The organism is Palleniella intestinalis (genome assembly GCF_013166595.1).
Classification (GTDB): domain Bacteria; phylum Bacteroidota; class Bacteroidia; order Bacteroidales; family Bacteroidaceae; genus Prevotella; species Prevotella intestinalis.
Window position 1 is genome coordinate 21,220 of sequence record NZ_JABKKG010000003.1, and the last position, 24,424, is coordinate 45,643.

General features: G+C 48.7%; 22 protein-coding genes and 3 tRNA genes. 14 read left to right on the forward strand and 11 right to left on the reverse strand.

Translation table 11 applies throughout. The annotated features are described in order from the left end of the window. The first annotated feature begins 24 nt into the window (after window positions 1-24). Both HPS57_RS04750 and HPS57_RS04755 read left to right on the forward strand, forming a co-directional pair. On the forward strand, window positions 25-714 hold the full coding sequence (locus tag HPS57_RS04750; RefSeq protein WP_172180723.1) for an ABC transporter ATP-binding protein: 690 nt from the start codon (window positions 25-27) through the stop codon (window positions 712-714). A 58-nt stretch (window positions 715-772) separates the two neighbouring features. Further along, entirely contained in the window at window positions 773-1,621 is an 849-nt protein-coding gene (locus HPS57_RS04755) for a CvfB family protein (protein WP_172180725.1), read from the forward strand. Here HPS57_RS04755 and HPS57_RS04760 read toward each other — a convergent pair. Further along, on the reverse strand, window positions 1,569-3,206 hold the full coding sequence (locus tag HPS57_RS04760; protein WP_172180727.1) for a ComEC/Rec2 family competence protein: 1,638 nt from the start codon (window positions 3,204-3,206) through the stop codon (window positions 1,569-1,571). The two genes, HPS57_RS04755 and HPS57_RS04760, sit on opposite strands and share 53 nt — an antisense overlap. A gap of 213 nt (window positions 3,207-3,419) precedes the next feature. Here HPS57_RS04760 and HPS57_RS04765 point away from each other — a divergent pair. Further along, window positions 3,420-3,494, forward strand: a tRNA-Val gene (locus tag HPS57_RS04765). Window positions 3,495-3,771: 277 nt separating this feature from the next. Continuing rightward, window positions 3,772-4,284: an NADH peroxidase gene (locus tag HPS57_RS04770; protein WP_172180729.1), complete on the forward strand. Its 513-nt coding sequence runs from the start codon at window positions 3,772-3,774 to the stop codon at window positions 4,282-4,284. A gap of 194 nt (window positions 4,285-4,478) precedes the next feature. On the opposite strand, the gene HPS57_RS04775 is transcribed toward HPS57_RS04770, so the two are convergent. Further along, a tRNA-Phe gene (locus tag HPS57_RS04775) sits at window positions 4,479-4,551 on the reverse strand. A gap of 162 nt (window positions 4,552-4,713) precedes the next feature. On the opposite strand from HPS57_RS04775, the gene HPS57_RS04780 reads away from it, so the two are divergent. Both HPS57_RS04780 and HPS57_RS04785 read left to right on the forward strand, forming a co-directional pair. Further along, a tRNA-Pro gene (locus tag HPS57_RS04780) sits at window positions 4,714-4,786 on the forward strand. 217 nt (window positions 4,787-5,003) lie between these two features. Further along, a complete protein-coding gene (locus HPS57_RS04785; protein WP_172180730.1) occupies window positions 5,004-5,264 on the forward strand; it encodes a hypothetical protein in 261 nt (86 codons plus the stop codon). Between the two features lie 97 nt (window positions 5,265-5,361). On the opposite strand, the gene trpS is transcribed toward HPS57_RS04785, so the two are convergent. The 8 genes from trpS to HPS57_RS04825 form a co-directional block, all read right to left on the reverse strand. Then, window positions 5,362-6,459 carry a tryptophan--tRNA ligase gene (gene trpS, locus HPS57_RS04790; protein ID WP_172180731.1) on the reverse strand — a complete coding sequence of 366 codons (1,098 nt, stop codon included), beginning with the start codon at window positions 6,457-6,459 and terminating at the stop codon, window positions 5,362-5,364. A gap of 105 nt (window positions 6,460-6,564) precedes the next feature. After that, a complete protein-coding gene (locus tag HPS57_RS04795; protein ID WP_172180732.1) occupies window positions 6,565-6,858 on the reverse strand; it encodes a PG0541 family transporter-associated protein in 294 nt (97 codons plus the stop codon). A gap of 56 nt (window positions 6,859-6,914) precedes the next feature. Next, window positions 6,915-10,094, reverse strand: a complete 3,180-nt coding sequence (locus HPS57_RS04800; protein ID WP_172180733.1) for an efflux RND transporter permease subunit — start codon at window positions 10,092-10,094, stop codon at window positions 6,915-6,917. Window positions 10,095-10,185: 91 nt separating this feature from the next. After that, complete coding sequence (locus HPS57_RS04805) at window positions 10,186-11,196, reverse strand: efflux RND transporter periplasmic adaptor subunit (protein ID WP_172180734.1); 1,011 nt, start codon at window positions 11,194-11,196, stop codon at window positions 10,186-10,188. A 45-nt stretch (window positions 11,197-11,241) separates the two neighbouring features. Further along, entirely contained in the window at window positions 11,242-12,561 is a 1,320-nt protein-coding gene (locus tag HPS57_RS04810) for a TolC family protein (protein ID WP_172180735.1), read from the reverse strand. Between the two features lie 684 nt (window positions 12,562-13,245). After that, on the reverse strand, window positions 13,246-13,728 hold the full coding sequence (locus HPS57_RS04815; protein WP_172180736.1) for an RNA-binding S4 domain-containing protein: 483 nt from the start codon (window positions 13,726-13,728) through the stop codon (window positions 13,246-13,248). Window positions 13,729-13,750: 22 nt separating this feature from the next. Beyond that, window positions 13,751-14,314, reverse strand: a complete 564-nt coding sequence (gene pth, locus HPS57_RS04820; RefSeq protein ID WP_172180737.1) for an aminoacyl-tRNA hydrolase — start codon at window positions 14,312-14,314, stop codon at window positions 13,751-13,753. 99 nt (window positions 14,315-14,413) lie between these two features. Then, window positions 14,414-15,010: a 50S ribosomal protein L25/general stress protein Ctc gene (locus tag HPS57_RS04825; protein WP_135939192.1), complete on the reverse strand. Its 597-nt coding sequence runs from the start codon at window positions 15,008-15,010 to the stop codon at window positions 14,414-14,416. Window positions 15,011-15,282: 272 nt separating this feature from the next. Between HPS57_RS04825 and nusB the strand changes: the two genes are divergently transcribed. The 7 genes from nusB to HPS57_RS04860 all read left to right on the forward strand — a co-directional run bounded on the left by nusB (window position 15,283) and on the right by HPS57_RS04860 (window position 20,951). Next, window positions 15,283-16,221, forward strand: coding sequence for a transcription antitermination factor NusB (gene nusB / locus HPS57_RS04830; RefSeq protein WP_172180738.1), 939 nt, complete (start codon window positions 15,283-15,285; stop codon window positions 16,219-16,221). Window positions 16,222-16,282: 61 nt separating this feature from the next. Then, on the forward strand, window positions 16,283-16,585 hold the full coding sequence (gene yajC / locus HPS57_RS04835) for a preprotein translocase subunit YajC (protein WP_172180739.1): 303 nt from the start codon (window positions 16,283-16,285) through the stop codon (window positions 16,583-16,585). 111 nt (window positions 16,586-16,696) lie between these two features. Next, a complete protein-coding gene (locus HPS57_RS04840) occupies window positions 16,697-17,662 on the forward strand; it encodes a CdaR family protein (RefSeq protein WP_172180741.1) in 966 nt (321 codons plus the stop codon). Next, window positions 17,659-18,219, forward strand: a complete 561-nt coding sequence (gene coaE, locus HPS57_RS04845; protein ID WP_172180743.1) for a dephospho-CoA kinase — start codon at window positions 17,659-17,661, stop codon at window positions 18,217-18,219. The genes HPS57_RS04840 and coaE overlap by 4 nt, the downstream gene beginning before the upstream one ends. Before the next feature lie 122 nt (window positions 18,220-18,341). Beyond that, complete coding sequence (locus HPS57_RS04850) at window positions 18,342-18,779, forward strand: DUF5606 family protein (RefSeq protein ID WP_172180746.1); 438 nt, start codon at window positions 18,342-18,344, stop codon at window positions 18,777-18,779. An 87-nt stretch (window positions 18,780-18,866) separates the two neighbouring features. Beyond that, window positions 18,867-19,889, forward strand: a complete 1,023-nt coding sequence (locus HPS57_RS04855; RefSeq protein WP_172180749.1) for a calcium/sodium antiporter — start codon at window positions 18,867-18,869, stop codon at window positions 19,887-19,889. 147 nt (window positions 19,890-20,036) lie between these two features. After that, window positions 20,037-20,951 (forward strand): hypothetical protein, encoded by a 915-nt coding sequence (locus HPS57_RS04860; protein ID WP_172180752.1) that lies wholly within the window; start codon window positions 20,037-20,039, stop codon window positions 20,949-20,951. 116 nt (window positions 20,952-21,067) lie between these two features. Here the strand turns inward: HPS57_RS04860 and HPS57_RS04865 are convergent, their stop codons facing one another. Then, window positions 21,068-22,900: an SLC13 family permease gene (locus HPS57_RS04865; RefSeq protein WP_172180754.1), complete on the reverse strand. Its 1,833-nt coding sequence runs from the start codon at window positions 22,898-22,900 to the stop codon at window positions 21,068-21,070. A 571-nt stretch (window positions 22,901-23,471) separates the two neighbouring features. Between HPS57_RS04865 and HPS57_RS04870 the strand changes: the two genes are divergently transcribed. Further along, window positions 23,472-24,353: a serine O-acetyltransferase gene (locus tag HPS57_RS04870; RefSeq protein ID WP_172180756.1), complete on the forward strand. Its 882-nt coding sequence runs from the start codon at window positions 23,472-23,474 to the stop codon at window positions 24,351-24,353. Window positions 24,354-24,424 lie beyond the last annotated feature (71 nt).

A 24,424-nucleotide genomic window follows, 5' to 3' on the forward strand; every position in this document is an offset into this window, starting at 1 on the left:
CCTATAACAAAAAACGGACACATTATGATAACAATCTCAAACATAAAAAAGAGCTTTGGCTCTCTCGAAGTGCTCAAAGGCATCAGCCTCACCATAAACAAAGGTGAAGTGGTAAGCATAGTCGGACCATCGGGAGCGGGAAAGACAACACTGCTGCAGATTATCGGAACGCTCGACAAGCCTGGCAATGGCTCGATAACCATTGACGGACAGGAGATAACAAACCTGTCAAGCGGCAAACTGGCAGACTTCCGCAACAAGCATATTGGCTTCGTTTTCCAGTTCCACCAGTTGCTGCCGGAGTTCTCGGCTATGGAGAATGTTATGATTCCGGCTCTTATTTCCGGAGCATCACGACGCCAGGCAAAGGAGAAGGCGCTGTCGCTGCTTGACATGTTGGGGCTGTCTGACCGTGTGAACCATAAGCCGGCGGAACTGTCAGGAGGCGAGAAACAGCGTGTGGCTGTGGCTCGCGCACTTGTCAATGACCCGTCTGTTGTGCTTGCTGACGAACCTTCCGGCTCTCTGGACTCCAAAAACAAGTCCGAACTTCATCAGCTGTTCTTTGAACTGCGTGACCGTCTCGGACAGACTTTCGTCATCGTCACTCACGATGAATCGCTCGCCGAACTGACCGACCGCACTATACACATGCGCGACGGAATGATAGTCGACGATACGAGAAAAGGAGAGGAACAGACCGTAGAGCCGTAATACACACATTCTTTCATTAGTAAAAAACTCACACTTAAAACTAAAAATACATACGCACATGGCACTTTATCTTGGCAAAATGAACCGAATGACAGTAAGCCGCAAGGTTGATTTCGGACTATATCTTGACGGCGGACCAACCGGCGATATACTGCTCCCTACACGTTACGTGCCGAAAGGCACAAAGGTGGGTGACGAACTGGAGGTCTTTATCTATCTTGACCAAGACGAACGCCCTATCGCCACAACGCAGAAACCACGTGCCATGGTGGGGGATTTCGCATTCCTCAACGTGGCATGGACCAACGAACATGGCGCATTCCTCGACTGGGGACTGATGAAAGATGTGTTCTGCCCTTTCCGTGAACAGAAAAAGAGAATGGAAAAGGACAAGTCTTATATCGTGCATATCCATGTTGACGAGGACTCTTACCGCATCATGGCATCGGCAAAGATTGAGAAATTCCTGTCAAAGGATTTCCCGGAATATAAGCAGAATGACGAAGTGAAAATCCTTGTGTGGCAGAAGACAGACCTTGGCTTCAAAGTTATTGTGGACAACAAATTCCAGGGACTTGTCTATGACAACCAAATCTTCCGCGAACTGCATACGGGTGACCGCCTGAAAGGCTTTGTTGCGACAGTACGCCCTGACGGAAAACTTGACATTATGCTGCAAAAGCAGGGACGGGAGCAGACACTTGATTTCTCGGAACGCCTTCATGAGTACCTCTTCTATCACGACGGCTACTGCCCTTTCACAGACAAATCTCCGGCAGAGGACATCTACAATGAGTTTCATGTAAGTAAAAAGGTGTTCAAACGCGCTGTCGGTGACCTCTACAAACAGCACATCATCTCACTCGCACCAGACGGTATAGAACTAAAAGGAGGGCATAGACCATAGCGTATAACGCCAAAACCTGAACCACATTGATATGGACGCCCTCTATACTTGCGCCCGGCAGACGCGCAATAAAGCCCAGTGTCTCATTCTGAGTTGTGACAATAGCCGACAATACCGCAGCGACAATCCTTGCCATTAACGTCAAACCGCCGCCGACAGCCATATTCACAATGATAACCGCCGTAAGCATAAACGCCCCGCAGATTATCACTGTCGCACATGGTATGACAATAAAATTAGTAAGAAGGAAGTATATTGACACCCTGCTGAAATAGTAAGCGGACAACGGAACTGTGCCTAATTGTGCGGAAACACTGACACATGCCGTAAACCACAAACTCCTCAACGACCTGTATCGCACACGCTTCCACAACGGCAGATCGAGCAAGTCAACAGGTTTTATTTTCATCAAACTCACAGGAATCAACTTGCCCGCCAATGGCTGGCAAACAATTATCCCGAAAACTGCCATAAACGACATCTGAAAGCCTACATCCCAAAGGCTTTCAGGGTTCGCCATAATCATAACTACCAATGTCAGACCAAAGACATTTAAATGCTTCTGGTCTCTGCCCATAAGCCAAACCATTTCCCATATCGTCAGCATTGAAGCTGCCCTGACTACTGATATGGGCATCCCGACAAAAACAACATAGCCCCAAAGCACTCCCAACACGCATAGTTTGTTCCATATATTCCTGCGCGGAAAGAAATATATCAGCAGCATATATATTATTGACAAATGCATGCCGGACAACGCTAATATATGCGATGCGCCGGACATGCTGTATTCTTCCCTTAGCTCCGGCGTAAGCCCACTCTTGTTTCCCAACGCCATCGCTGTAAGCACAGCATACGCATCACCGCTTATTCCTGCCTCGTTTATCTTTTCCAAAAGTTCCTGACGCCATACCAACGCCTTTAGCTTTATCCTGTCCCAAAAGCCTAAAGCTGACAAACAATCCTCTGAAAACTCCCACTTTCCTATACCTACAAAACCTCTGCCGACAATGCCACGCATAGTCTGCCAACGTATATAGTCGAAATTGCCGTTCATTCTATGCCAATCCTGCAACGGAGTTACGTCCACATCGGCAAGAACCGACCGCCCTATATGCAATCCCTCATATCGCTTTGTTATCGTGTCACGCAACAAAGAGACACGCAACTTCCTACTCTCCAAATTCCATCGTGCCCCACACGCATTCCCCACTTCCACAGTTCCTGCCACAATTCCATCAAATTGCACAACCTTTCCCCTCCTTATCGGCTCACTTGCCACAACCAACTCTATCTCACAACGGATGTCTTCCTCCACAACCCAAGCATTTTTTGCATGAAAACTGTAACGCAAACCGCCAAGCATCACAATCGCAAGCAATATCAACACACTGCTTGCCATCTCATGACGCTTATTGACAACCAACGCCAAACCTACCAAACAGCACAGCAAAACCAGCCACTCCCGCACTCCAAGCGCAGAAAGACAACTCTCCGCAAGAACCACGCCAAATAATAACAGCAACGCATACCTGAACATCGGTATCGCATGTATGAAATGCCTCGGATTAATCTTTCGCGCCATCTTCCATTGTATTTTGACCTAACATTGACTAACAATTCTAAAATGCAAATATACCTAAAATCTAACACTCCACCAAGAAATTCTTGACTAAAAACAAGAATATATCAAAAAACAATTGAATTCTCACATAAAAACTTGCACATATTCAAAAAACTATGTACCTTTGCACTCGCAATTCAGAAATGACTTGCCTGACACCGTCACAGTAACGACGGGCGCTTAGCTCAGTTGGTTCAGAGCGTCTGCCTTACAAGCAGAGGGTCGGGGGTTCGAATCCCTCAGCGCCCACTAGGGGTGTTCCTCGTAATTTCAATAAAACTTATCATAAGTTTTTGCGGAATTGCGAGGATTTTTTTTATATATACATTTATCAATATATAAGACTGCATTCTGTATTTTTTGTTCAATAATGGAATATTTTGGAGCATAAAACGACTGCCATTCCCAAATTCACCATTTATTTTCCCGAATTGCCTTGGGATATAGGAAATAAAGTTATAATTTTGCATACAACAAAAATAATAAACAGAAAAACATTATTAACCAACTTAAAAACTCAAATGTCATGACAAAGAAATTCATTTGCTCAGTTTGCGGATACATCCACGAAGGTACAGAGGCTCCGGAGCAGTGCCCATTGTGCAAAGCACCTGCATCAAAGTTCACAGAAGTGAACGAGAGCACCGAGGCTGATTTCGCTACAGTTCACAAAATCGGCGAGGCAAAGACATCCGGTGCTGACGAGGAGATGATCAAGGACCTCAACGCACACTTTAACGGTGAGTGCACAGAGGTTGGCATGTACCTTGCAATGTCACGCCAGGCTGACCGCGAGGGCTACCCTGAGATTGCTGAGGCTTTCAAGCGCTACGCATTCGAAGAGGCTGAGCACGCTGCCAAGTTCGCAGAGCTCCTCGGCGACGTTGTGTGGGACACAAAGACAAACCTTGAGAAGCGCATGCTCGCAGAGGCCGGCGCTTGNCTTGACGCTATCCACGACACAGTACACGAAATGGCAAAGGACGAGGCGCGCCACGGCTCAGGCTTCCGCGGTCTCTTCAACCGTTATTTCAAGTAAGGCATAACAATCTCGGCGCACAAACAACGCTGAGAGACAATAATCAAGGGCGGCATCCTTCACAGAGGATACCGCCCTTCTTAATTATACCCACATTTCAGATTTATGCCTCATCGGCAACAGAACAACAGTGGAGACATAAAAAAGATGACCTGCACTTCCCGAAGGAATTACAGGTCAGGTGAAAGGAGGAGTGGTGCCAACGGGATTCGAACCAGTGACACACGGATTTTCAGTCCGATGCTCTACCAACTGAGCTATGGCACCTTGTCTTTCAGTGCTAGGATTGTTATTTCCTAATTGCGAGTGCAAAGGTACTGCTTTTTTTTGAACTGTGCAAGCTTTTTCGTGTTTTTTTTCAAAAAAGTGTATTTTTTCCTATTTTTATTGCATATTTCCAAAATAAGTTGTAATTTTGCAGACGCAATTCGGGATGTAGCGCAGTTGGTAGCGTACTGCGTTCGGGACGCAGGGGTCGCCAGTTCGAGTCTGGTCATCCCGACAAGCAAGAAGCCGGCATCGTTTTTCTGATGCCGGCTCTTTTTTATCCGCATCCTGCCCGGTATCACTGCTGAGAGAACTAATGCATTCAACTTGCATTATACTCACACATATATTGTCATAACAAAATACCTGATGAGCATGAAGCATCTTTTTGTTTTACCAAGAATCTCTTTACTTTCGTTTGCCATGCTGCCAATACCATTCGACAATGATTTGTGGCGGCAGCCGTCTGTGTGTCCATAATTCTCCCCTTGTTGGTTCTGTCCATGGCTGCCATTATCAACTCACGCAAGACAGGAACAAGGTTCATCGCAAACCTCTTTGGTTACAGACAGAATGGTGTTGACATTCTGATTGGATGCACCGGCATGTTCAACAGCTTGTTCTTCGGTTGGGAAAAACTCGCAATCTTTTGGGCGATTATGACAATATTCGCTATTCTTGAAATTGTCATATCCAAGCCGAAACTCTCATAACGTCTCACCAACTTTTCATTCTACCATACGCAATTACCGCCGACAACTCTTGCAAAAAGAGCTATCGGCGGTAATCGTTTGTATGCCTGAAAGGGATTTATTTGTTCTGTTCGTTGAAACGTTTCTGCTGCTCTGCGACAAGTTCCTTGTCGTCAAAGTAGTCGATGCGCATGGCATGGCGCACCTCGGCAAGGGTCTTTGCACCAACTTTGCGTGCCTCCTCCGTTCCGCGACGCAGCACTTCGTAGACCTCAGCGATGTTGCTTTCCAATTCCTTGCGGCGTGTGCGGATGGGTTCAAGACGGTCATTGAGGACATTGTAGAGGAACTTCTTGCATGTGCCGTCACCAAGACCGCCACGTGTGTAGTGGGCCTTCATCTCGTCAAGGTTCTTGTAGTCCGGGAGGAAACGCTCGAAATCCTCGTCTTTGCAGAACGCGTCAAGGTATGTAAATACAGTGTTTCCCTCGATGTGTCCCGGGTCTTCGATGTTCAGGTGCTGTGGGTCGGTGAACATGGAGTTGACCTTTTTCTTCAGTTCCTTTGCTGTGTCGGAGAGGTAGATGCAGTTGCCGAGTGACTTTGACATCTTTGCCTTGCCGTCCGTTCCCGGCAGACGCATGCACGCCTTGTTCTCAGGGAGCAGCACCTGGCATTCGTTAAGCACCTCGCCATAGATATGGTTGAAACGGCGCACAATCTCGTTTGTCAACTCAATCATCGGCTTCTGGTCCTCGCCAACAGGGATTGTTGTGCCGTGGAAGAGCGTGATGTCCGCAGCCTGTGAGATAGGATAGCAGAAGAATCCGGTAGGAATGGATCCGCCTTCAAAGTTTCGCATCTCGATTTCTGTCTTCACTGTAGGGTTTCGCTGCACACGTGCCACAGAGACAAGGTTCATGTAGTAGAAAGCCAACTCTGTCAGTTCAGGCACGGCAGACTGCACAAAGATATTGCACTTTGACGGGTCAAGACCTGCGGAGAGATAGTCAAGAGCCACCTCTATGACGTTCTGGCGTATCTTCTCCGGATTGTCGGCATTGTCGGTAAGTGCCTGTGCGTCGGCAATCATGATGAAAATCTTGTCGTATTCTCCGGAGTTCTGGAGCTCCACACGACGGCGGAGAGAGCCTACATAATGGCCGATATGAAGTTTTCCGGTAGGACGGTCACCGGTAAGTATCACTTTTTCCATTGCTTTGTTTATTATAATATATGTATAAAAAATGGTTATTCCAGTGCAAAGGTAACACTTTTTGCCGGAATAACCAAATATTTCAGGATTTCCATACAAAGGAAATCAGAGTGTCTGCTCTATATTCCAAACGAATGCACGCAGACCAAGGAGAGGATTATCCACATCAAGTTTGTGCAGACGCGCCAATAGAGGCTCCACACGGTCGTCATCACAGATAGTGATAATAGCCTCGTTCATTGCCGGCCATGCATGGGAGCCGAGATGAGGTTCGCCGGTCTTTGTGCCGCAGCCTCCCACGGTAGGGAAGAGCGTATAGCCACGGCAGAGTGATGATTTGAGAGCCTCAGCCACTCCTTCGTGGTGAGCCTGGTCGTATGTTATAAAGATACTTTTCATAATGTTGTTGCGTATTGTGGTGGGGCAGTGACGCCCCACCGTTGTTGTTCTACAGACTATTTTGCCTTATTAAGCTGTTCTTCCGCCTTATGCTCTGCCCAGTAAGCGTCAAGCTCACGCTCCTCACGCATCTGACGGCGCTTGTTCTTTATGCCGACACCGCCGAAGATACAGAACATTGCTGGCACATAAATCAGCGTAAGCACAGTGGAGACACAGAGACCGCCGATGATGCTGACACCCATCGGACGCCACATCTCAGCACCGACACCCTGTCCCACAGCCATAGGCACCATACCGAGGATAGTGGTGAGCGTGGTCATAAGGATTGGGCGCAGACGGCTTCGTGCCGCAATCGTAGCGGAACGGATAAGTCCGTTACCACGTTCACGCATGAGGTTGGTGTAGTCGATGAGCACAATACCGTTCTTCACCACAATACCGATAAGCATGATGCCACCGAGCATAGACATGACACTGAGCGTTGTCTGTGTTATCACAAGTGCAAGAATGATGCCCGAGAGGGCGAAAGGCACTGAGAGCATGATGATGAACGGATAGGTCATTGATTCGAACTGTGCCGCCATGACGATGAACACAAGGATGATGATGAGGATGCCAAGTGTGCCAAGATCGCGGTTTGAGTCCTGTTGGTCCTCGTAAGAGCCGGCAACCTGGACAGTAACACCTGCAGGAAGGTCCATCTTCTTATAGATTGACTGACCGAGTTCTACACCTTCCGACAAGGCATGGCCGTCGGCAAGCACCGCACTGACTGTGACATAGCGCTGGCGGTCCTTACGCTCGATGGTCGGAGGGATGGCGCTTTCCTCCACGGTTGCCACATCGCAGATACGGATGTTCTGGCCATAGCCGTTAGGAATAACCATGTTTTCCAAATCATTGACAGAGATACGGGCAGAAGGCTCGTAGCGCACCTTGATGTCATATTCCTCACCGTCCTCACGGAAATAAGAGAGTCGTGAACCGCTGATGATGTTGCGCACGGCACTGGCTGCCGTCTGCATGCCGATATTCTGCTGTGCCAGTTTCTCACGGTCGAAGTTAACCACCACTTCAGGCTGATAGTCGGAACGTGAGATGAACACCTGAGTCACAATGTTTTCCTTGCGGAGCTTGTCGGCAAGAGTGTGCGCAATGTCACTTGTCGCATTCATATCATAGCCATAAATCTCGAAAGTGGCAGTAGCCTGTCCACCCATGGATGAGCCCTTGCTGCCACCAAGGTTCACCTGGTACTTTGCCAGCTCAGGAATAGCCTTCAAGTCTGCACGCATCTCATCACAGATTGCTGCCAAACCCTTCTCACGCTCATTGGACGGAACCATCATTATGTTGAATTCTATGATATGGGAACCGTTGTCGGACAATGATGCCCATGTGTTGTCGTCTCCTGCCTGACCTACCGTGAAGTTACATGACTGCAAGTCATCGCCATAGCGCTGCTGCCATTTCTTCACAAGATTTTTCGCAAGATCCTCGGAAATCTCCACACGTGTACCGACAGGCAGCTGCAGAGTGATGCCTACACGACCGGAGTCGTTGGCAGGGAAGAACTCCGACTGTATGCCGAAGATTCCGGCAAGGGCTATCGTTCCGGCAAACAGGGCGAAACATCCTGCGATGACAGTCTTGCGGTGACGCACTGACCAGTTGATGCGTTTCTCATACCAAGCATCAAGTCCGTCAAGACTCTTGCTGACAGGCGAATAGAGTTTCTTGAACAACGGACTTTGCTTTTTCTTCAGCTTAAGCATCAAGGAACAGAGCATCGGCGTGAACGAGAGTGCCGAAAGAGTGGATATTGTCATGATGATACACATCATCCAACCCAACTGCTTGAAGAGCACACCTGCCATACCGGTCACCATGGTAAGAGGGAAGAACACGGCAATCATGGTCAATGTGGAAGCCACAACAGAGATTGCCACCTCCTGAGTGGCATGGATGGCAGCCTGTTTTGGCGAAGAGCCGCGCTCGATGTGTGTCGTAACGTTCTCCAATACCACAATGGCGTCGTCCACAACATTACCGATGGCAATGGAAAGACATGAAAGTGAGATCATGTTCAATGAGCCGCCGGTGGCATACAGGTAGATGAACGATGCAATGAGCGACATCGGGATGGTGATGACAATAATCATCGTGGCACGCCAGCGTCCAAGGAACACGAACACAACCAATGCCACAAAGAGCATGGCATAAGCGATTGTCTCCTCAAGAGAGCCTATGGTGTTGAGGATGTTGTCCGAAGTATTGACGATGACTCCCAGCTTCACATCGGAAGGAAGGTTTTTCTGCAGCTCCGGCAGTTTCTTCATCACAGCGTCGGCAATGGCAACGGAGTTCGCGCCTGACTGCTTCTGTACGACAATCATGGCACCCTGTGTGCCGTTGGTGAACGTGCGCTGTGCACGCTCCTCCACATTATCGACTATTCGCGCGACATCCTTCAGATAGACATTCGCACCGTTTTTGGTGCCGACAATGACATTCTCCATCTGTTTAGGGTCACTGAACTCACCCTCCACACGGACGGTGAACGTCTGTGTGCCTATGTCGACAGTACCCGTTGTGATATTGTGGTTCTCGGCATTGACAGCCTGACTCACCTGCAATGGCGACAGACCGTAGGCCTCCATCTTGCGAGGATCCATGTAAATGTTTATCTCTCGCTTGGGAGCACCTGAGATACTCACCGTACCAACACCGTCGATACGCGCCAAAGGATTGGCGACGACATCATCGAGTATCTTGTACAATGCCTTCTGTGACTCATTAGCCTCCACCGAAAGGAGGAGGATAGGAATCATGTCCGTGGAGAACTTGAACAGGACAGGCGACTGCGCTTCGTCAGGAAGGGAGTTGCTGATCATGTCAAGTTTGTCTCGCACATCATTCGTCAAGTCGTCAATGTCATAGCCATACTCAAACTGCAGGGTGATGACAGACACGCCTTCACGTGAATTACTTGTGATATGCTTCAGGTGCTCGACAGAGTTCAGAGTGTTCTCCAGCGGGCGTGTCACGTTGTTCTCTATATCATTGGCTGACGCACCGTTATAGTACGTCATGACCATGATTGTGTTGGTATCGATGTCCGGATAAAGATCGATAGGGAGCTTTATCAGGGAGAAGATACCGAAAATGATGACGGCGCAGAAACACAGGCTCGTCATAATCGGTCGTTTGACCGCGCCTTCGTATAGTGTCATGTTGGTTTTGTTGTTTTTTATTTGGTTGCATCATTATGCGTCATGCCGCATAATGATGCAACATTATATAACATGAAGAGCCGCCCTCCACTTATTTCACGACTTTCACTTTCTTTCCGTTGGCAAGGCGTGACTGTCCTGCGACGACAACCTGCTGACCGTCCTGCACACCGGAGAAGATTTCGTAAGTCTTGCCTATATGCTTTCCAAGCTCCACCTTATTATATGTGACAGTCTGCTTTGCTGCATCATAGACATAAACATAGCGGTCGCCTGCGCCAATCTGCTTGACAAGAGCCTCATCAGGTATGAGCACATGCTCCTGACTGCCGAAGTTCACTGTCGCACGGGCAAACATTCCCGGACGGACTTTCTGATTCTTGTTGCTGATTGTGATTTCCACAGGGAAAGTGTGTGTCGCCTCATCAATGCTTGGGTGGATGATTGACACATGTCCAACGAATTTCTCGCCCGGATAAGCGTCAAGTTCGATGTCGATAGCCTGACCTTTCTTGATGTCCTTATAGTGAATCTCTGAGATGTTTGTAACGATTTTCACCACACTTGTCTCTTCGATTGTAAGGATAGGAGTGCCGTTGTACATGTCACCATTGTCATAGTTGCGTGCCGTAACGACACCGCTGATAGGGGCATAGAGCTGTGTGTTGCGAGACATCTGTGCATACTGGGTCTGCAGGACGTCAAGCTGCATCTTGGCATTGTCGTACTCTGTCTTGCTTGCTCCACCGACATTGTAAAGTTGTTCGGTGCGGCTGAACTCCAGTTTCTGGTTGTCTATCTGTAGTTTCAGCTGTCGCAGGCTTGACGCATCAAGCTGCACAACCACCTGTCCTTTCTTCACTCTGTCGCCGACATCCACGAGAACCTTCTCTATGCGGTAAGCGACATTAGGCGAGATGTTGTTCTTCACATCACTCTCCACTACAGCCGTATAAGTCTCTGTCTGTGGCAAGACATCACTGTGGACAGTCGCCAGCTTCACCTCAGGCAACTCTTCGGCAACTGTTTCAGCCTCTTTGTTCTTGTTTCCGCAACTTGCCATTGCAAGCATTGCTGCGGCTATCATAAAATATTTATTCATCCTATATAATGTTTCTGGTTTTGTTTTCTTGCAATTGTTGATGTTTTATTCACGCCCAAGCGTATAGTCAAGGTCAGCCTTGTTGGACAGATAGTCGTAAATGCTCTGATTGTATGTCAGTTCCGCCTGCACAAGAGCCGTCTCGCTTTGGTTCAGTTCAAGGATTGTCCCACGGCCCACATCATAGCGTTTGCCGGCAATGTTCACAGCCTTGTCTGCCTGTTTCACCGCCTCACGGTCAGACTCCAGTTTGGCAATGGTCTTGAGCATGTTCTGCCTGTAGCTCTGTGCTGCCATTGAAAGCTGGCGTTCCGTATCACGGCGCGTGTCGGCGAGCTGCTCAAGCTGCACACGGTTGGACTGCAATTTTGTCCAATTGCTTGCCTTGAAGATAGGAATGCTTGCCGAAAGCACAAATGTGGAACTTGGAGAATACTTGTATCCGAACACATTCCAATCAGTGTTGGAGTAGGAAGAGTACTGCCCTGACAACGACGCTGCCACCGTAGGCATGAAGTTCGTGCGGAGAATCTTGCGTGAACGCTCAAGAAGCCCCTTGTTCAAGTCCAACTGCCTCAATGCGGAGTTGTTCTGTATCTCCTCTATTCCGCCTTCGGCATTGGCAAGGGTAAGCGAGGATTCATAAGCACGGAGCGAATCTTGGATGTCCACGTTGATATCAGTGTTGATGCCCATCAGCACCTTCAGCTGCAGAACTGCAAGGTTCATGCCTGTCTCGGCACTGACAACACTTGAATGCATTGCACGCATCTGCACCTCGGCAGAGATTTTATCATACTCGCTGACACGTCCTGCCCGGAACTTTTTGTCCACGACATCAAAGTTCTCCTTTGACGTGTTGTAACTGCGTTGCATCACTTCATAGCTGTCTTTGGAAAGAAGAGCGGAGTAATAAGCCTTTGTCACCTGGTTCACAAGGCTGAGACGTGACGCACGCGCCTTCTCCTGAGCAAGCAGGATGTCCTGCTTCGTCAGCTTCATGTTCTGATAGACAGCCGGCGCAAACACAGGAACAGCAAGCGTAGCCGTACCTGTCGCGGTAGTGGTGCCGTCCATTCCCATTTTGAACTCACCCATTTGGGTCTTTATCGCAGCAACGGTAATGCTGTGATTCAGTGCAAGGTCGGCTGTCACCGTAGGCAAAAGAGCCTGCCAAGCCTCCTTGTCGGCAATCTTCTTCAGCTCAATATCCTTGTCCGCAACCCTGATTGTAGGATTCTCGGCAATGGCTATCTCTATCGCCTTTTGAAGGTTAATGCCAAGCGTAGCCTCCTGAGCCATCATGTCAACGGCATACAAGTGGAGGAACATTAATAATAAAAGGTATTTTCTCATAAAATTCATACTGTATCGTTAGAATTACAAAACTAAGCACAAAATTACAGTTTTCTTTTCACTTATTCACAACACAGCTTTATATATTAGTAATAATTAACCAAACGGGGCAGGATGGTTGCCTGTTCAGCGGACATGTCTGCGATAATAAAGTATCGTCTCTCGTGGTGCGCTGACAAAGGGATTATTGCCAACAGGGCAGTCGCATTTCTGTTATCATACAGAATTTCGGTGGCACGGCATAAGTAGCAGGCATTGGAAAACTCACCGTGTTTTTGCCTTACGAGAATCGCTTGAAAACAAATGCTGAAAAGAAAGTGCGGAAATTCGCGAAATTTTCTGCGTTTTTGTAACACGCTATCAATCAACTGTTTATAGAGGTGTGCGAGCAAATGGTGATTCCCCGTGAAGTGAAAGGTAATCTTTTGCATTGTCAAAGCTGACCTTTTGCATGGTCAAGTGTTGTCTTTCGCTACTCAAAAGATGAGCAAAAGCATGGTTTTTCATCACTTTTTGAATGAAAAACCATGCCTCCTGACGCTTTTCATGGACACAAAAGCCACAACAAAGCGTCAGAATCCGCATTTCATAACCTTATCTGCACATTATGATAAATAGAGCATAAGAAAACTCATGCATAAATTCCTTTGGCCGGAGAGTGCTCCAAAGTTACGGCAGACGTGGCATTATGCCTTACTCGTCAAAGTCGAAAAGGTCCTCATCGTCATCCTCCTCAAAGCCGAACACCGGCATTTCGTTGAAGTCATCCAGCTGTCTGCGCTCCTTCTTTGTAGGGCGTCCCGTGCCGCGCTGACGGTCGATGAAGCCGGAGATGCGTGACATCTCCAAGAGTTCGTACTGCTTTGCGGTGGTCACATTCTCATAGACCTCGGGCAGAAGTTTTGCGCCCACACGGTTCTCTATGCAGTTGAGTATGCGGAAAGAGTAGGTGATGGGCGACTTCTTGACATGGATGACCTCACCGCATTTCACCATCCGTGACGGTTTTGCCAAGGCTGCTCCCATGGCAGCGTTGCCGTCAGTGCCCACGCCGCTCACGCTTACACGGCTGTTCTTGCAGGCGTTGGCGGCCACTGTGCGCGTCTTGAATATTCGGGCTGCCCACAGCCATTTGTCCAGGCGGGCAGTGTCCTGATGCTTTAGTTTGTTTTCCATAAGCTAAGGTGGCATGTAAGCCTTATTTCTTGTTGAACTGGTTCATGGTGATGTCAATGCCTGCGAGGACGAAAGACTTGATGCAGGCGACGGCATTGTCCATGAGAGGGTTAAGAATCTCGCGCTCTTCGGCAGGGAATTTCCCAAGAACGTAGTCCACCTGTCCGCCACGGTTGAACTCGTTGCCTATGCCAATGCGCAGCCGGGCGTATTTCTGTCCTATGAGTTGCTGTATATGTCCCAGTCCGTTGTGCCCTCCGTTGGAACCGCTGCCTTTGAGTCTCATCTTGCCAAGCGGCAGCGCCAGTTCGTCAACGATGACGAGCAACCGTTCCGTTGCAATGTTTTCCTTCTCCAGCCAGTAGCGTACGGCATTGCCGGAAAGGTTCATGTATGTCGTGGGTTTGAGCAGGAAGAGCTTCCTCCCCTTTATGGAAGTCTCGGCGACGAAGCCGTAGCGCTTGTCGGCAAACGTCGCACCAAGGTCATCTGCAAGTTTGTCGACAACCATCCAGCCGGCGTTATGCCGTGTCTCGTGGTATTCCGGTCCGGGATTTCCAAGGCCTACGATAAGAAATTTGTCCATTTTGCGTTTGTCGTTTTTATACTGTTACTGTTGCGGAGAAAACAAAACGGCACCGAAGCTGTGCTCCGGTGCCGATAAGAATTCAGTATGAGGTCAGTGTTACTGAGCAGCCTGAGCAGCAGCACGTGCGGCACGTGTCATCTGTACAGAGCATACGTTAACTTCCTTCGGAGTAGCAAACTCGAGGCCCTCGAAATTGAGGTCGCCAACCTTGATTGACTTGCCGAGCTCAAGGTTTGTAACGTCGATGACGAGCTTCTCAGGAATGTTTGTGTAAACAGCTGTGACCTTGATCTGACGAACGAGGAGAGCGAGGCGTCCACCGTTACGCACACCGTTTGCAAGACCCTTGAGTTCTACAGGGATGCCTACTGTTACAGGCTTGTCCTCTGTAATCTCGAGGAAGTCAACATGGAGGAGTGCATCTGTTACAGGGTGGAACTGGAGTTCCTTGATGACAGCCTTGTGGTCAACGCCGTCGATGTTGAGGTTCACAACATACACGTGAGGAGTGTAGATAGCCTTGCGAAGCTCTGCGAATGAAGATGTGAAAGAGAGAGCTACCGGAAGGTTCTTCTCACCGCCACGCTTAACGCCGTAGATGTTGCAAGGGATGAGTCCCTGCTTGCGAATGTCCTTAGAAGCCTTTTTGCCGAGGTCGCTTCTTACCTGACCTGTTACGTTGATTTCTAACATAATTGTGTTACTCTAAATTAAGTAGTTAATGAAATTAAGTTGCTTAATCCGCCATCACACAGTGCTGATGCAGCGCACAGCACGAAAGATTTTGCGAAATGCCCGACAAAATTACTACTTTTTTCTGAATCAGACAAAGGATTATATTAAAAAACATAGAAAAAGTGTGAATTTTCTTGTCTATGTGGAGTATTTTGTCTATTTTTGCAACATAATAGTGTACTCGGTACATAAGGATGCAGGAAATATTCCTCATAATATTATATAGTGATATGATAAACAGAGAACTTATAAGAATCAAGGTGGTCCAGCTGACCTACGCTTATTACCAGAATGGGAACTGCAACATTGAGAATGCGGAGAAGGAATTGCTTTTCAGCCTTGACAAGGCGTATGACTTGTACCATAGCCTTTTGGATTTGATGGTTGCCGTCACCCGTGTTGCACGCCAGCGCGTTGACGTTGCAAAGGCAAGACATGAGCGTGGCGAGGGGGCTAAGCCTTCGGAACGTTTCACCTTGAACAAGTTTGCATTGCAGCTTGAGGAAAACGCTACGCTCAATGAATGGCGCGGACGTCAGAAATTCACTTGGGATGATGATGTGACGGCTGTGCGCAGCGTGCTTGACAGCATAGAGGCAAGCGAGGCTTATGCTGAGTATATGGCAGCAGCGGATGAGCCGGACTATGCCGCTGACCGTGAATTGTGGCGCAAGCTCTACAAGACTTTTGTCGTTGACAACGAAGAGATTGACAAGGTTCTGGAGGAAAGGTCTCTCTATTGGAATGACGACAAGTATATTGTAGACACCTTTGTCATAAAGACAATAAAGCGTTTCACAGAGAAGAGCGATGCCGACCAAGAGCTTTTGCCGGAGTTCAAGGATATGGCTGACCGTGATTTCGCTGTCAAACTGTTCCGCACATCGATACTCAATTCAGAGCAGTACCAGCACTACATGACCCAGACAACCAAGAACTGGGACTTCTCACGACTGGCATATATGGATGTGGTGATTATGCAGATAGCCATCGCTGAAATGCTTTCATTCCCGGCCATACCGGTCTCTGTGTCCATTAACGAGTATGTCAACCTCGCGAAAGTCTACAGTACACCAAAGTCTTGGCGGTATGTGAACGGCATGCTTGACTCCATTGCGCGTTATCTCAACGAGACAGGAAAGATGCTGAAGCCATTGCCTGAGAGATAAAGGAACATACATTAGATATTATATAGCAACCATACAATAACATAAAAAAAACATATCGATTATGAATACAATTCTCGCTGCCCAGGCAGCAGGGGGCAGTTCCCAAATGATTATAATGCTTGTGCTGATGTTCGCCATAATGTATTTCTTTATGATTCGTCCTCAGCAGAAGAAGCAGAAAGAGATACGCAACTTCCAGAACGCTCTTGAAGTGGGTGCGAAAGTCGTTACAGGCGGCGGTGTCCATGGAGAAGTGAAGAAGGTGGATCATGCGGCAGGCATCGTGGAGATAGAAGTCTCAAAAGGTGTTACCATAAAGGTTGAGAAGTCTTATGTCTTCGCTGCCGCACCGGAGCAGAGATAATCACGACTGCATTTGAATCAATAAGTGATGAGGAAGGCCGTGCCGCACATTGTGTGGCAGTGGGGGACACAAGCGGACCTTTAATGCCAAAGCTATCCAATGCCGGAAAAATTGCAACATATAACAAAGATAATCAGAGACTTCCTGTTCAGTGCTGTTAACAGGGAGTTTCTGATTTTTTTGTTCTTCCTTGTCCTCAGCGCCGCTTATTGGATGATGTCTGTCCTTAATGACACCATGGAGCGTGAGATACAGATTCCTGTACAGCTGACAGGTGTGCCAAGTAATGTCGTTGTCCTTGCCGACAGTATTCCTAATGTGCGTATTGTCGTGCGTGACAAGGGCTTTGTGCTCTCCACCTACATGTACCGCGAGCATACTCCGCCGGTAAAGGTTTCGTTCCAGACTTATGCAAAGACTTCTGACAAAATAACGGTCACTGCCTCAGAGCTGCAGAAGCTTGTAAGCCAGCAACTCTCAGGCTCAACGAAGATAGTCTCCGTGAAGCCTGAAAAACTTGAACTGGGATACAATCATGGCAAGTACAAGCGTGTGCCGGTGAAGGTGCTTGGTGTTGTCAGTGCTGATGCCAACTATTATCTTGCGCGAGTACAGTTCCGCCCGGCTTATGTCACGGTCTATGGCTCGTCGCAGATACTTGACAGTCTGACGGCTGTCTATACTGTGCGTCAGGATATACGGAATGTGAGGGACACACTGTCGGATGTCGTGCGTCTTCGTCCCATTCCTGGAACGAAATTCGTGCCGGACAAGGTGCGCATGACACTCTGCCCTGATGTCATGGTTGAGGCGACAACCTCTGTTCCAATCATTCCTACAAACGTCCCTGTGACAAAGACCCTGCGCACATTCCCTTCACAGGTGGATGTCTCCTATGTCATTGGCGCGTCACAGTACAAGAAGATTGGTGTCTCACAGTTCACTGTCGTTGCCGATTACCATTCAACGGCAGGCGGTACGACAGAGAAATGCAACCTGCGCATCGTCCGTTCGCCGCGTGACGCACGCAATGTGCGCCTTGCTGTCTCTGATGTGGATTATCTCATAGAACAATGAAATATGCACTTACCGGCGGTATAGGCAGTGGGAAAAGCTATGTCTGCCGCAAGCTGAAGGAATATGGTGTGGAGGTGTTCGACTGTGATGCTTCCGCAAAGTGCCTTATGCGCTCCTGCCGTAAGCTGCAAGAACAGCTGTCTGAGGCAGTGGGAAAGGATGTATTTCCCGGCGGACAGCTTGACAAAGCTGCTTTGGCGCAGTTCCTTCTTGCCTCGGAAGAGAACACAAAGGTGATTAACAGCATTGTCCACCCTGCTGTTGCTGAGGATTTCCGGTCTTCGGGCATGCAGTGGATGGAGTCAGCCATACTCTTTGAGGCTGACTTCCGGTATAATGTCGATAAGGTCATCTGTGTCTCAGCACCTTTGGAGACAAGGGTGGAAAGGGTCATGAAGCGTGACGGCATCTCACGGGAGAAGGCTCTCGAATGGATAAATCGCCAGATGTCGCAGGAGGAGAAGGAGCGCCTTTCCGATTATGTCATAGTCAATGACGGCACTGCTGACCTTGACAGGCAACTGGAAGAACTTTTGGAAAAGACAAAACATGAATAGGGCAGAGGTACTCTCTCCGTGTCCGTCCGGCATTTGCGCAGCATGTACATCTTTGTGCATGCCGCATTCGACAAGTATAATAAAAACGCATAAACAAATACAAATAACCAACACAGAAGATAATGAAAGAAACAATCCTCGCCATTTCTGGCAAACCAGGTCTTTACCGCCTTGTCAGCCGCGGTAACGGTACACTTATAGTAGAAACTCTTGACGAGACAAAGAAGCGCATCCCTGCATTTGCAAGGGACCGCGTCACAAGCCTTGCTGACATAGCAATGTACACAGATGATGAGGACATCGCCCTCTGGAAAGTGCTGAAGTCACTTGGTGAGAAAGAGGAGTCAAAACCTTCATCCCTTGACTACAAGAAGGCAAGTTCTGCAGAGCTCCGCGAGTATTTCGCAGAAATTCTTCCTACATTCGACCGCGACCGCGTCCATGACAGTGACATCAAGAAACTCATACAGTGGTACAACATCCTTGTCAAGGCAGGAATCACAGATTTCGAGGTGGCTCTCGCTCCTACGGAAGGTGACAACATTGATGACAGAGCTTAATCACTGACAGTTATATCCCTTCCCGTTCGGGAGGGGATTTTTTGTGCTCTTTATTGAAATATATCAAATTGTTTGAATTTTAGCTTTATGAATATTGCAGATATAGTCTTGATATTAGTAGGCATAGTTGTCGTGCTCCGCGGTGCAGACAACCTTACGGAAGGTTCTGTGAGTGTAGCACGTAAGTTCCACATGCCGGAGTTGGTCATCGGACTCACCATCGTCGCCTTCGGCACCTCCATGCCAGAGTTCTGTGTTTCAATGGCTTCCGCGCTGAATGGCACGTCAGACATGGCAGTCGGCAATGTCGTTGGAAGCAACATCTTCAATGTGCTGCTTGTCGTTGGTGTATGTGCCGTGATTCATCCGATGTCTGTCGAAATGTCAACCATCCGCCGTGACCTGCCGTTTGCCTTCTGTGCGACAGTGGCACTAATCTTCTTTCTCGCTGACGGGACAATGACACGAGGCGAGGGATGGCTTATGGTTGCCATGTTTGCCATGTACATGTGGTATATGCTCCGCAGTATACAGCCGCTTGCAGCTACAGTGACAAAGAAGCGGAAAAGCACATCTGCCGGAAACACTGCTGCCACGGTAATGCCGCAAGAGGCAAGAGCATGCAACACATTGATAGGCAAAGTCCGTGCGTTGAATGGCAGATTGCGTGCTTTTGCGCCACTCCTTATCGTCATTGGTCTGGCAGAACTTGTTATTGGAGCAGACATCTTTGTTGGTTCGGCGACACGTTTCGCACAGTCGTTAGGTGTCTCGGAGGCAGTGATAGGCATCACCATACTTGGTGCCGGAACATCCCTCCCGGAGCTGGCAACAAGTGTTGTCGCTGCTTGGAAGGGCAGCACATCGATGGCATTGGGCAATGTCATCGGCTCATGCGTGTTTAACATAATGCTCATACTTGGTCTTACATCCGTCATTGTGCCTCTCAGTCCTTCCGGCATCTCCACAGTCGACCTTGCCACACTGTTCCTAAGTGCACTCGCACTGTACCTCTTCTCTTTCACCAACAAGACCATGGAACGTTGGGAAGGCGCAGTGCTGACAGTGGGCTTCATTGCATATATGACATGGCTGTTAATGAATGTTTAGGGATTTTCCCACCCCTATTAGGAAAATCACCTTTGCTCTTTTGCTCCTTTGGCAGTAACTTTGCAGCATAGAAAGAAGCATTCCGCAGCACGCATGCAGGATAATGCCATGGAAAGGCATAAGAAACAACGATAAAAACATACGGTTATGAAAAAGATTATTCTCTCCTTCGCAATGATGATTTCCGTAATCATGACGGCAAGTGCCATGAGTTACGAACAGGCGCGTGAGAAAGCATTGTTCCTTACGGACAAGATGGCTTACGAACTGGACCTTACGGAGTCGCAGTATGAGGCTGCTTTCGAGGTCAATCTCGACTATCTGATGTCCGTGACGACAGCTGATGACGTCTATTCCGAGTACTGGCGCCGCCGCAATCTTGACCTTTCGTACATACTCCTTGATTGGCAGTACCGTACATTCTGCGGATTGGAATATTTCTACCGCCCTTTATATTGGGGCAGTGGTTGCTGGCATTTCCGTATCTTTGCCCACTATCCTCACCATAACTTCCTCTATTTCAGCCGTCCGCATTTCTACACTACATACCGTGGCGGACATGCTTGGCACAGAAACGGCGGACGCTCATGGTACCATGGCAGGACTTTCTCCGGCTCGCACCATCGCGGAATGCGTGCAGGATTTGACAGCAAGCGCGGACATCACTCGAATGGCTCGCACGGCAGGCCTCATGTCTCTCCCGGCCGTGGCCACTCCAACCGTGATGTGAACCACCGCAAAGGCTCGTCAAACTTTGATTCGCAGCATAACAAAGGACACCGTCGCGATGCCGACAGAGTGCGCGAAAGCAGCACAAGGCGTACGGCAGGCGATGTGAACCGCAGCTCCAACCGCAGTTCAAGCAGCTTCACTCCGTCACGCTCCTTCTCAGGCAGCAGTTCCAACCGTAGTGTGACAAGCGGCAATTCCAACCGTTCCCATGGCAGTGGCTCAGGTTCTCGCTCAGGAGGCAGCTTCAGCGGTGGCTCCCGTGGCAGTGCCAATGGCAGTGCTACACGTAGCTCCGGTGGTTTCGGAGGCAATGGTGGCGGACACAGATAAGAGAACTCTGCTGAGTAATAAATGACTGTTGCAAATTACTTTATATAGGAAAACATCTGTTTTTATGCAAACAGAGCGTAGATATAAAGTAATTTGCAACAGTTTTTTGTTGCCTTTCAAAACTCAAAAAGCAGTGGCAGGATGAAGGTCATGGCAATGCCTATGATAATCTGCAGTGGCAGTCCGACCTTGATGTAGTCACTGAACCTGTATCCTCCGGCGTGCATCACCAATGCGTTCGGCGGTGTTGAAAACGGAGAAGCGAAGCACATGCTCGCTCCGAGGGTCACGGCAAAGAGGAACGGATAAGGGCTTGCACCGATTTCTATGGCAGCAGTCATCGCTATGGGAGCCATCAGTACGGCAGTGGCTGTGTTGCTGATGAACATGGTGAGCAACGATGTCGTGAAATAAATGCCGCACAACAGCACCGTAGGGCCCATGCTTCCCAATGCCTCGACAAGAGAATGAGATATGAGTGCCGATGTTCCCGTCTTCTCCAAGGCGATGGACATCGGCATCATTGCCGCTATGAGGATGATGCTCTCCCAGTTTACTGTGTTGTAGGCGGCATTGAGGTTGCGGAAACATCCCGTCAGCACAGTCAGCAATCCGGCAGTGATGACCGCGGTGGAGGGTGGGATAGGGATGAAGTCAAATACCATTGCAGCGACCATGGCAAGCATGATCACGGCAGCAAGCGGAGCTTTGTAGTCGAGTGTCGCCTGCATAGCCTGCTTTTCAGGGTGTCCGAGAACGACCCAATCGGTCTCCTCATGGTCAAGTTTCTCTATGTTGCTCCACTTTCCCTGCACAAGAAGCACATCACCGGCAAGCAGGCGCTTGTCGGCGAGATTGTCCATTATGTAGTCCGTGTTGCGCTTTATTCCAAGCACATTGATGTTGTATTTCTCGCGGAACCCTGACCCTGCAAGCTTTGTCCCGATAAGTCTTGACCGTGGGACAAGCACAATCTCTGTTATGCCGAGGTCATAGAAGTCCATCCCTTTGCCGTCCATTTTCTTTATGCGCGCCTTCTTTGCAAACTCGTCCATCCTTTCCTTGCTGCCCATAAGGTAGATAATGTCCCCCTTGGCAAGTATCTTTTCCGGAGTGGCAATGCTCTGTGTCACGTTGCGGATAAGTCCGCCGCGCAGGTTACTCTCGTTCCTTATCTCAAGAATCGACAGCCCGTAAATGTTGCGCAGGTTCAGTTCGGCAACGGTTTTTTCCTTGATGTCCGAACTGTCGGTTATGATGTAACGCCTGACACCGTTGCTTAGGTTATACTCCTCCGCAAGTTCGTCAAGTGTTTTCCTGTGTCCGTCGGTCTCGTCCCCTGCATTCTTTTTCTTGTAAAGGAACAGTTTGCTGAGAGGGAACATGACAAATATGCCGATGACTATGCAGATTATACCGACAGGAGTGAAGGAGAAGAACTCCAAAGGCTTGTAGCCATGCTCGATGAGTGACTCCTGAATGACAAGGTTTGGCGGTGTTCCGATGAGCGTGAGCATGCCGCCAAGGCTGCTTGCGAACGCCAGAGGCATCAGCAGTCGTGATGCCTGTATGCCCGATTGTGCCGCCATGCTCACCACGATAGGCATCATCAAAGCCACTGTGCCTGTGTTGCTTATGAACGCTCCGACTACAGCCGTAACAAGCACCACGAGTATGAACAGTGCCGTATCGTTCCCTCCCGCAAGTTTTATGATGCGCTGGCTCACAGCCTTTGCCAGTCCTGTCTGTAGGATAGCCCCTCCGATGACGAACAGTCCGACCATCATCACCACTACCGACGATGTGAATCCGGATGTCGCCTCCTCAGGAGTCAGTATGCCGAGAAGCCTTAGGGAGACGAGTGCGCACAGCGCGACAAGGTCAGGGCGCACTTTCCCGTGTATGAACATTGCTACTGTGATAAGGAGCACAACAAGTGTTTCTGTCATGGATTTTTTGTATATTGTTTTATGGATTTTGTCAGCAAAGTTAAGTAAAAATCCTCTATTGCAGGCTCTTTTTTGCAAAGTTTTTGAATTAATAGCATTTTCTTCTAACTCCATGTATGCCGTAATGCTTCTGCATGCCACAAAATCAGCATGTTGTCCCCTGTCTGCAAAGCCATGGAAATGTGTGTCTGTGAGTGTAGCTTGCAGAGCATTTGGGAAATGAGTGTTTGTGTTCTGTAAATTAATGATAATCACTTTGTTACATATTTTGTTGCGGCCATTATAACGAAAGGTTACCTTTTACTCTGTAAAGTGTTACCTTTCATGGTGCAAAAGGTTATCTATTGCAGTGTGAAAGGTCACCTTTGGGTGCAGCACTGCCCATGCAGCGTACGGTTTTCACACTGATTTGTGTCACTTATTTATAAAAAATAGGTGTCGTATGTTTTGGAATTAGCGAAAAAAACTGTAACTTTGCAACATAAATATGCCCTTTGTCGGCGGCGTGTGCGGAAACAGTCCGGCATGACGCTGCGGAGGAAGGGTGCTTTGCTGACAAAACATATTAACAATGGCTCTAAAACTTGCAGACGAGAAATTGGCAGGATTGGCGGAAAAACTGTCATCGAACTGTGCTTTGTGGAGGCTCTACCATGAGCATAGGGAGGGGCGTCCGCTGCCTTCAAGTAAGGTGCTTGGGGAGATTATTGACCTTACCCGTGCGATTGTTTTCCCTGGATATTTCGGAAAGTCGAATGCCCTTATCCATTCTTTGAAATACCCTATCGGCGCCGGGGTGCAGCAACTTTATGAGTTGCTTGTAGGACAGATTCTCGCCGGTTTGTGTTTCTCGGACGAAGAGTTGGACATTTGCAGCATGCGAAGGAGGGCGGAAGAGATTGCGTTGGAGGTCATAGACAGGCTTCCGGAGTTGCAGACCACCCTTGCCACTGATGTTGAGGCGGCGTACAACGGTGACCCTGCGGCGGAGAACTATGGAGAGATTATCTCCTGCTATCCGTGCATCCGCGCCATGACAAACTACCGTCTGGCTCACGAACTGTTCGTTCGGGGTGTACCGCTTATACCGCGCATACTGACAGAGATGGCGCATTCGGAGACCGGCATAGACATTCATCCCGGCGCGACGATAGGCCACCATTTCACAATTGACCATGGTACGGGTGTCGTTATCGGAGCAACGTGCATCATCGGCAACAATGTGAAGCTCTACCAGGGTGTGACTCTTGGCGCGAAGAGCTTCACGTTGGATGAGGAAGGCAACCCTATCAAGGGCATTCCGCGCCATCCTATTCTGGAAGACGACGTGATAGTGTACAGTAATGCCACAGTCCTGGGACGCATCACAATCGGCAAGGGCACTGTCATCGGTGGAAATATATGGGTGACGGAAAGCACAAACCCAGGAGAGATTATTGTGCAGAAGAAGTGATGCCTGAGGATTTTCATTGGCGGAAAGTGACTACCGGCAATGTCCTTCAACGAGTTTAAGCAAAGGAGAAA

Bases quoted from the DNA above. Each gene is read 5' to 3' on its own strand.
- yajC (WP_172180739.1), top strand. From the start codon at position 16,283: ATGAATACAATTCTCGCTGCCCAGGCAGCAGGGGGCAGTTCCCAAATG.
- HPS57_RS04805 (WP_172180734.1), bottom strand. From the start codon at position 11,196: ATGAATAAATATTTTATGATAGCCGCAGCAATGCTTGCAATGGCAAGT.
- HPS57_RS04795 (WP_172180732.1), bottom strand. From the start codon at position 6,858: ATGAAAAGTATCTTTATAACATACGACCAGGCTCACCACGAAGGAGTG.
- HPS57_RS04870 (WP_172180756.1), top strand. From the start codon at position 23,472: ATGGCTCTAAAACTTGCAGACGAGAAATTGGCAGGATTGGCGGAAAAA.
- trpS (WP_172180731.1), bottom strand. From the start codon at position 6,459: ATGGAAAAAGTGATACTTACCGGTGACCGTCCTACCGGAAAACTTCAT.
- HPS57_RS04850 (WP_172180746.1), top strand. From the start codon at position 18,342: ATGAAAGAAACAATCCTCGCCATTTCTGGCAAACCAGGTCTTTACCGC.
- HPS57_RS04855 (WP_172180749.1), top strand. From the start codon at position 18,867: ATGAATATTGCAGATATAGTCTTGATATTAGTAGGCATAGTTGTCGTG.
- HPS57_RS04825 (WP_135939192.1), bottom strand. From the start codon at position 15,010: ATGTTAGAAATCAACGTAACAGGTCAGGTAAGAAGCGACCTCGGCAAA.
- coaE (WP_172180743.1), top strand. From the start codon at position 17,659: ATGAAATATGCACTTACCGGCGGTATAGGCAGTGGGAAAAGCTATGTC.
- HPS57_RS04760 (WP_172180727.1), bottom strand. From the start codon at position 3,206: ATGGCGCGAAAGATTAATCCGAGGCATTTCATACATGCGATACCGATG.
- HPS57_RS04815 (WP_172180736.1), bottom strand. From the start codon at position 13,728: ATGGAAAACAAACTAAAGCATCAGGACACTGCCCGCCTGGACAAATGG.
- HPS57_RS04860 (WP_172180752.1), top strand. From the start codon at position 20,037: ATGAAAAAGATTATTCTCTCCTTCGCAATGATGATTTCCGTAATCATG.
- nusB (WP_172180738.1), top strand. From the start codon at position 15,283: ATGATAAACAGAGAACTTATAAGAATCAAGGTGGTCCAGCTGACCTAC.
- HPS57_RS04800 (WP_172180733.1), bottom strand. From the start codon at position 10,094: ATGACACTATACGAAGGCGCGGTCAAACGACCGATTATGACGAGCCTG.
- HPS57_RS04865 (WP_172180754.1), bottom strand. From the start codon at position 22,900: ATGACAGAAACACTTGTTGTGCTCCTTATCACAGTAGCAATGTTCATA.
- HPS57_RS04750 (WP_172180723.1), top strand. From the start codon at position 25: ATGATAACAATCTCAAACATAAAAAAGAGCTTTGGCTCTCTCGAAGTG.
- HPS57_RS04810 (WP_172180735.1), bottom strand. From the start codon at position 12,561: ATGAATTTTATGAGAAAATACCTTTTATTATTAATGTTCCTCCACTTG.
- HPS57_RS04755 (WP_172180725.1), top strand. From the start codon at position 773: ATGGCACTTTATCTTGGCAAAATGAACCGAATGACAGTAAGCCGCAAG.
- pth (WP_172180737.1), bottom strand. From the start codon at position 14,314: ATGGACAAATTTCTTATCGTAGGCCTTGGAAATCCCGGACCGGAATAC.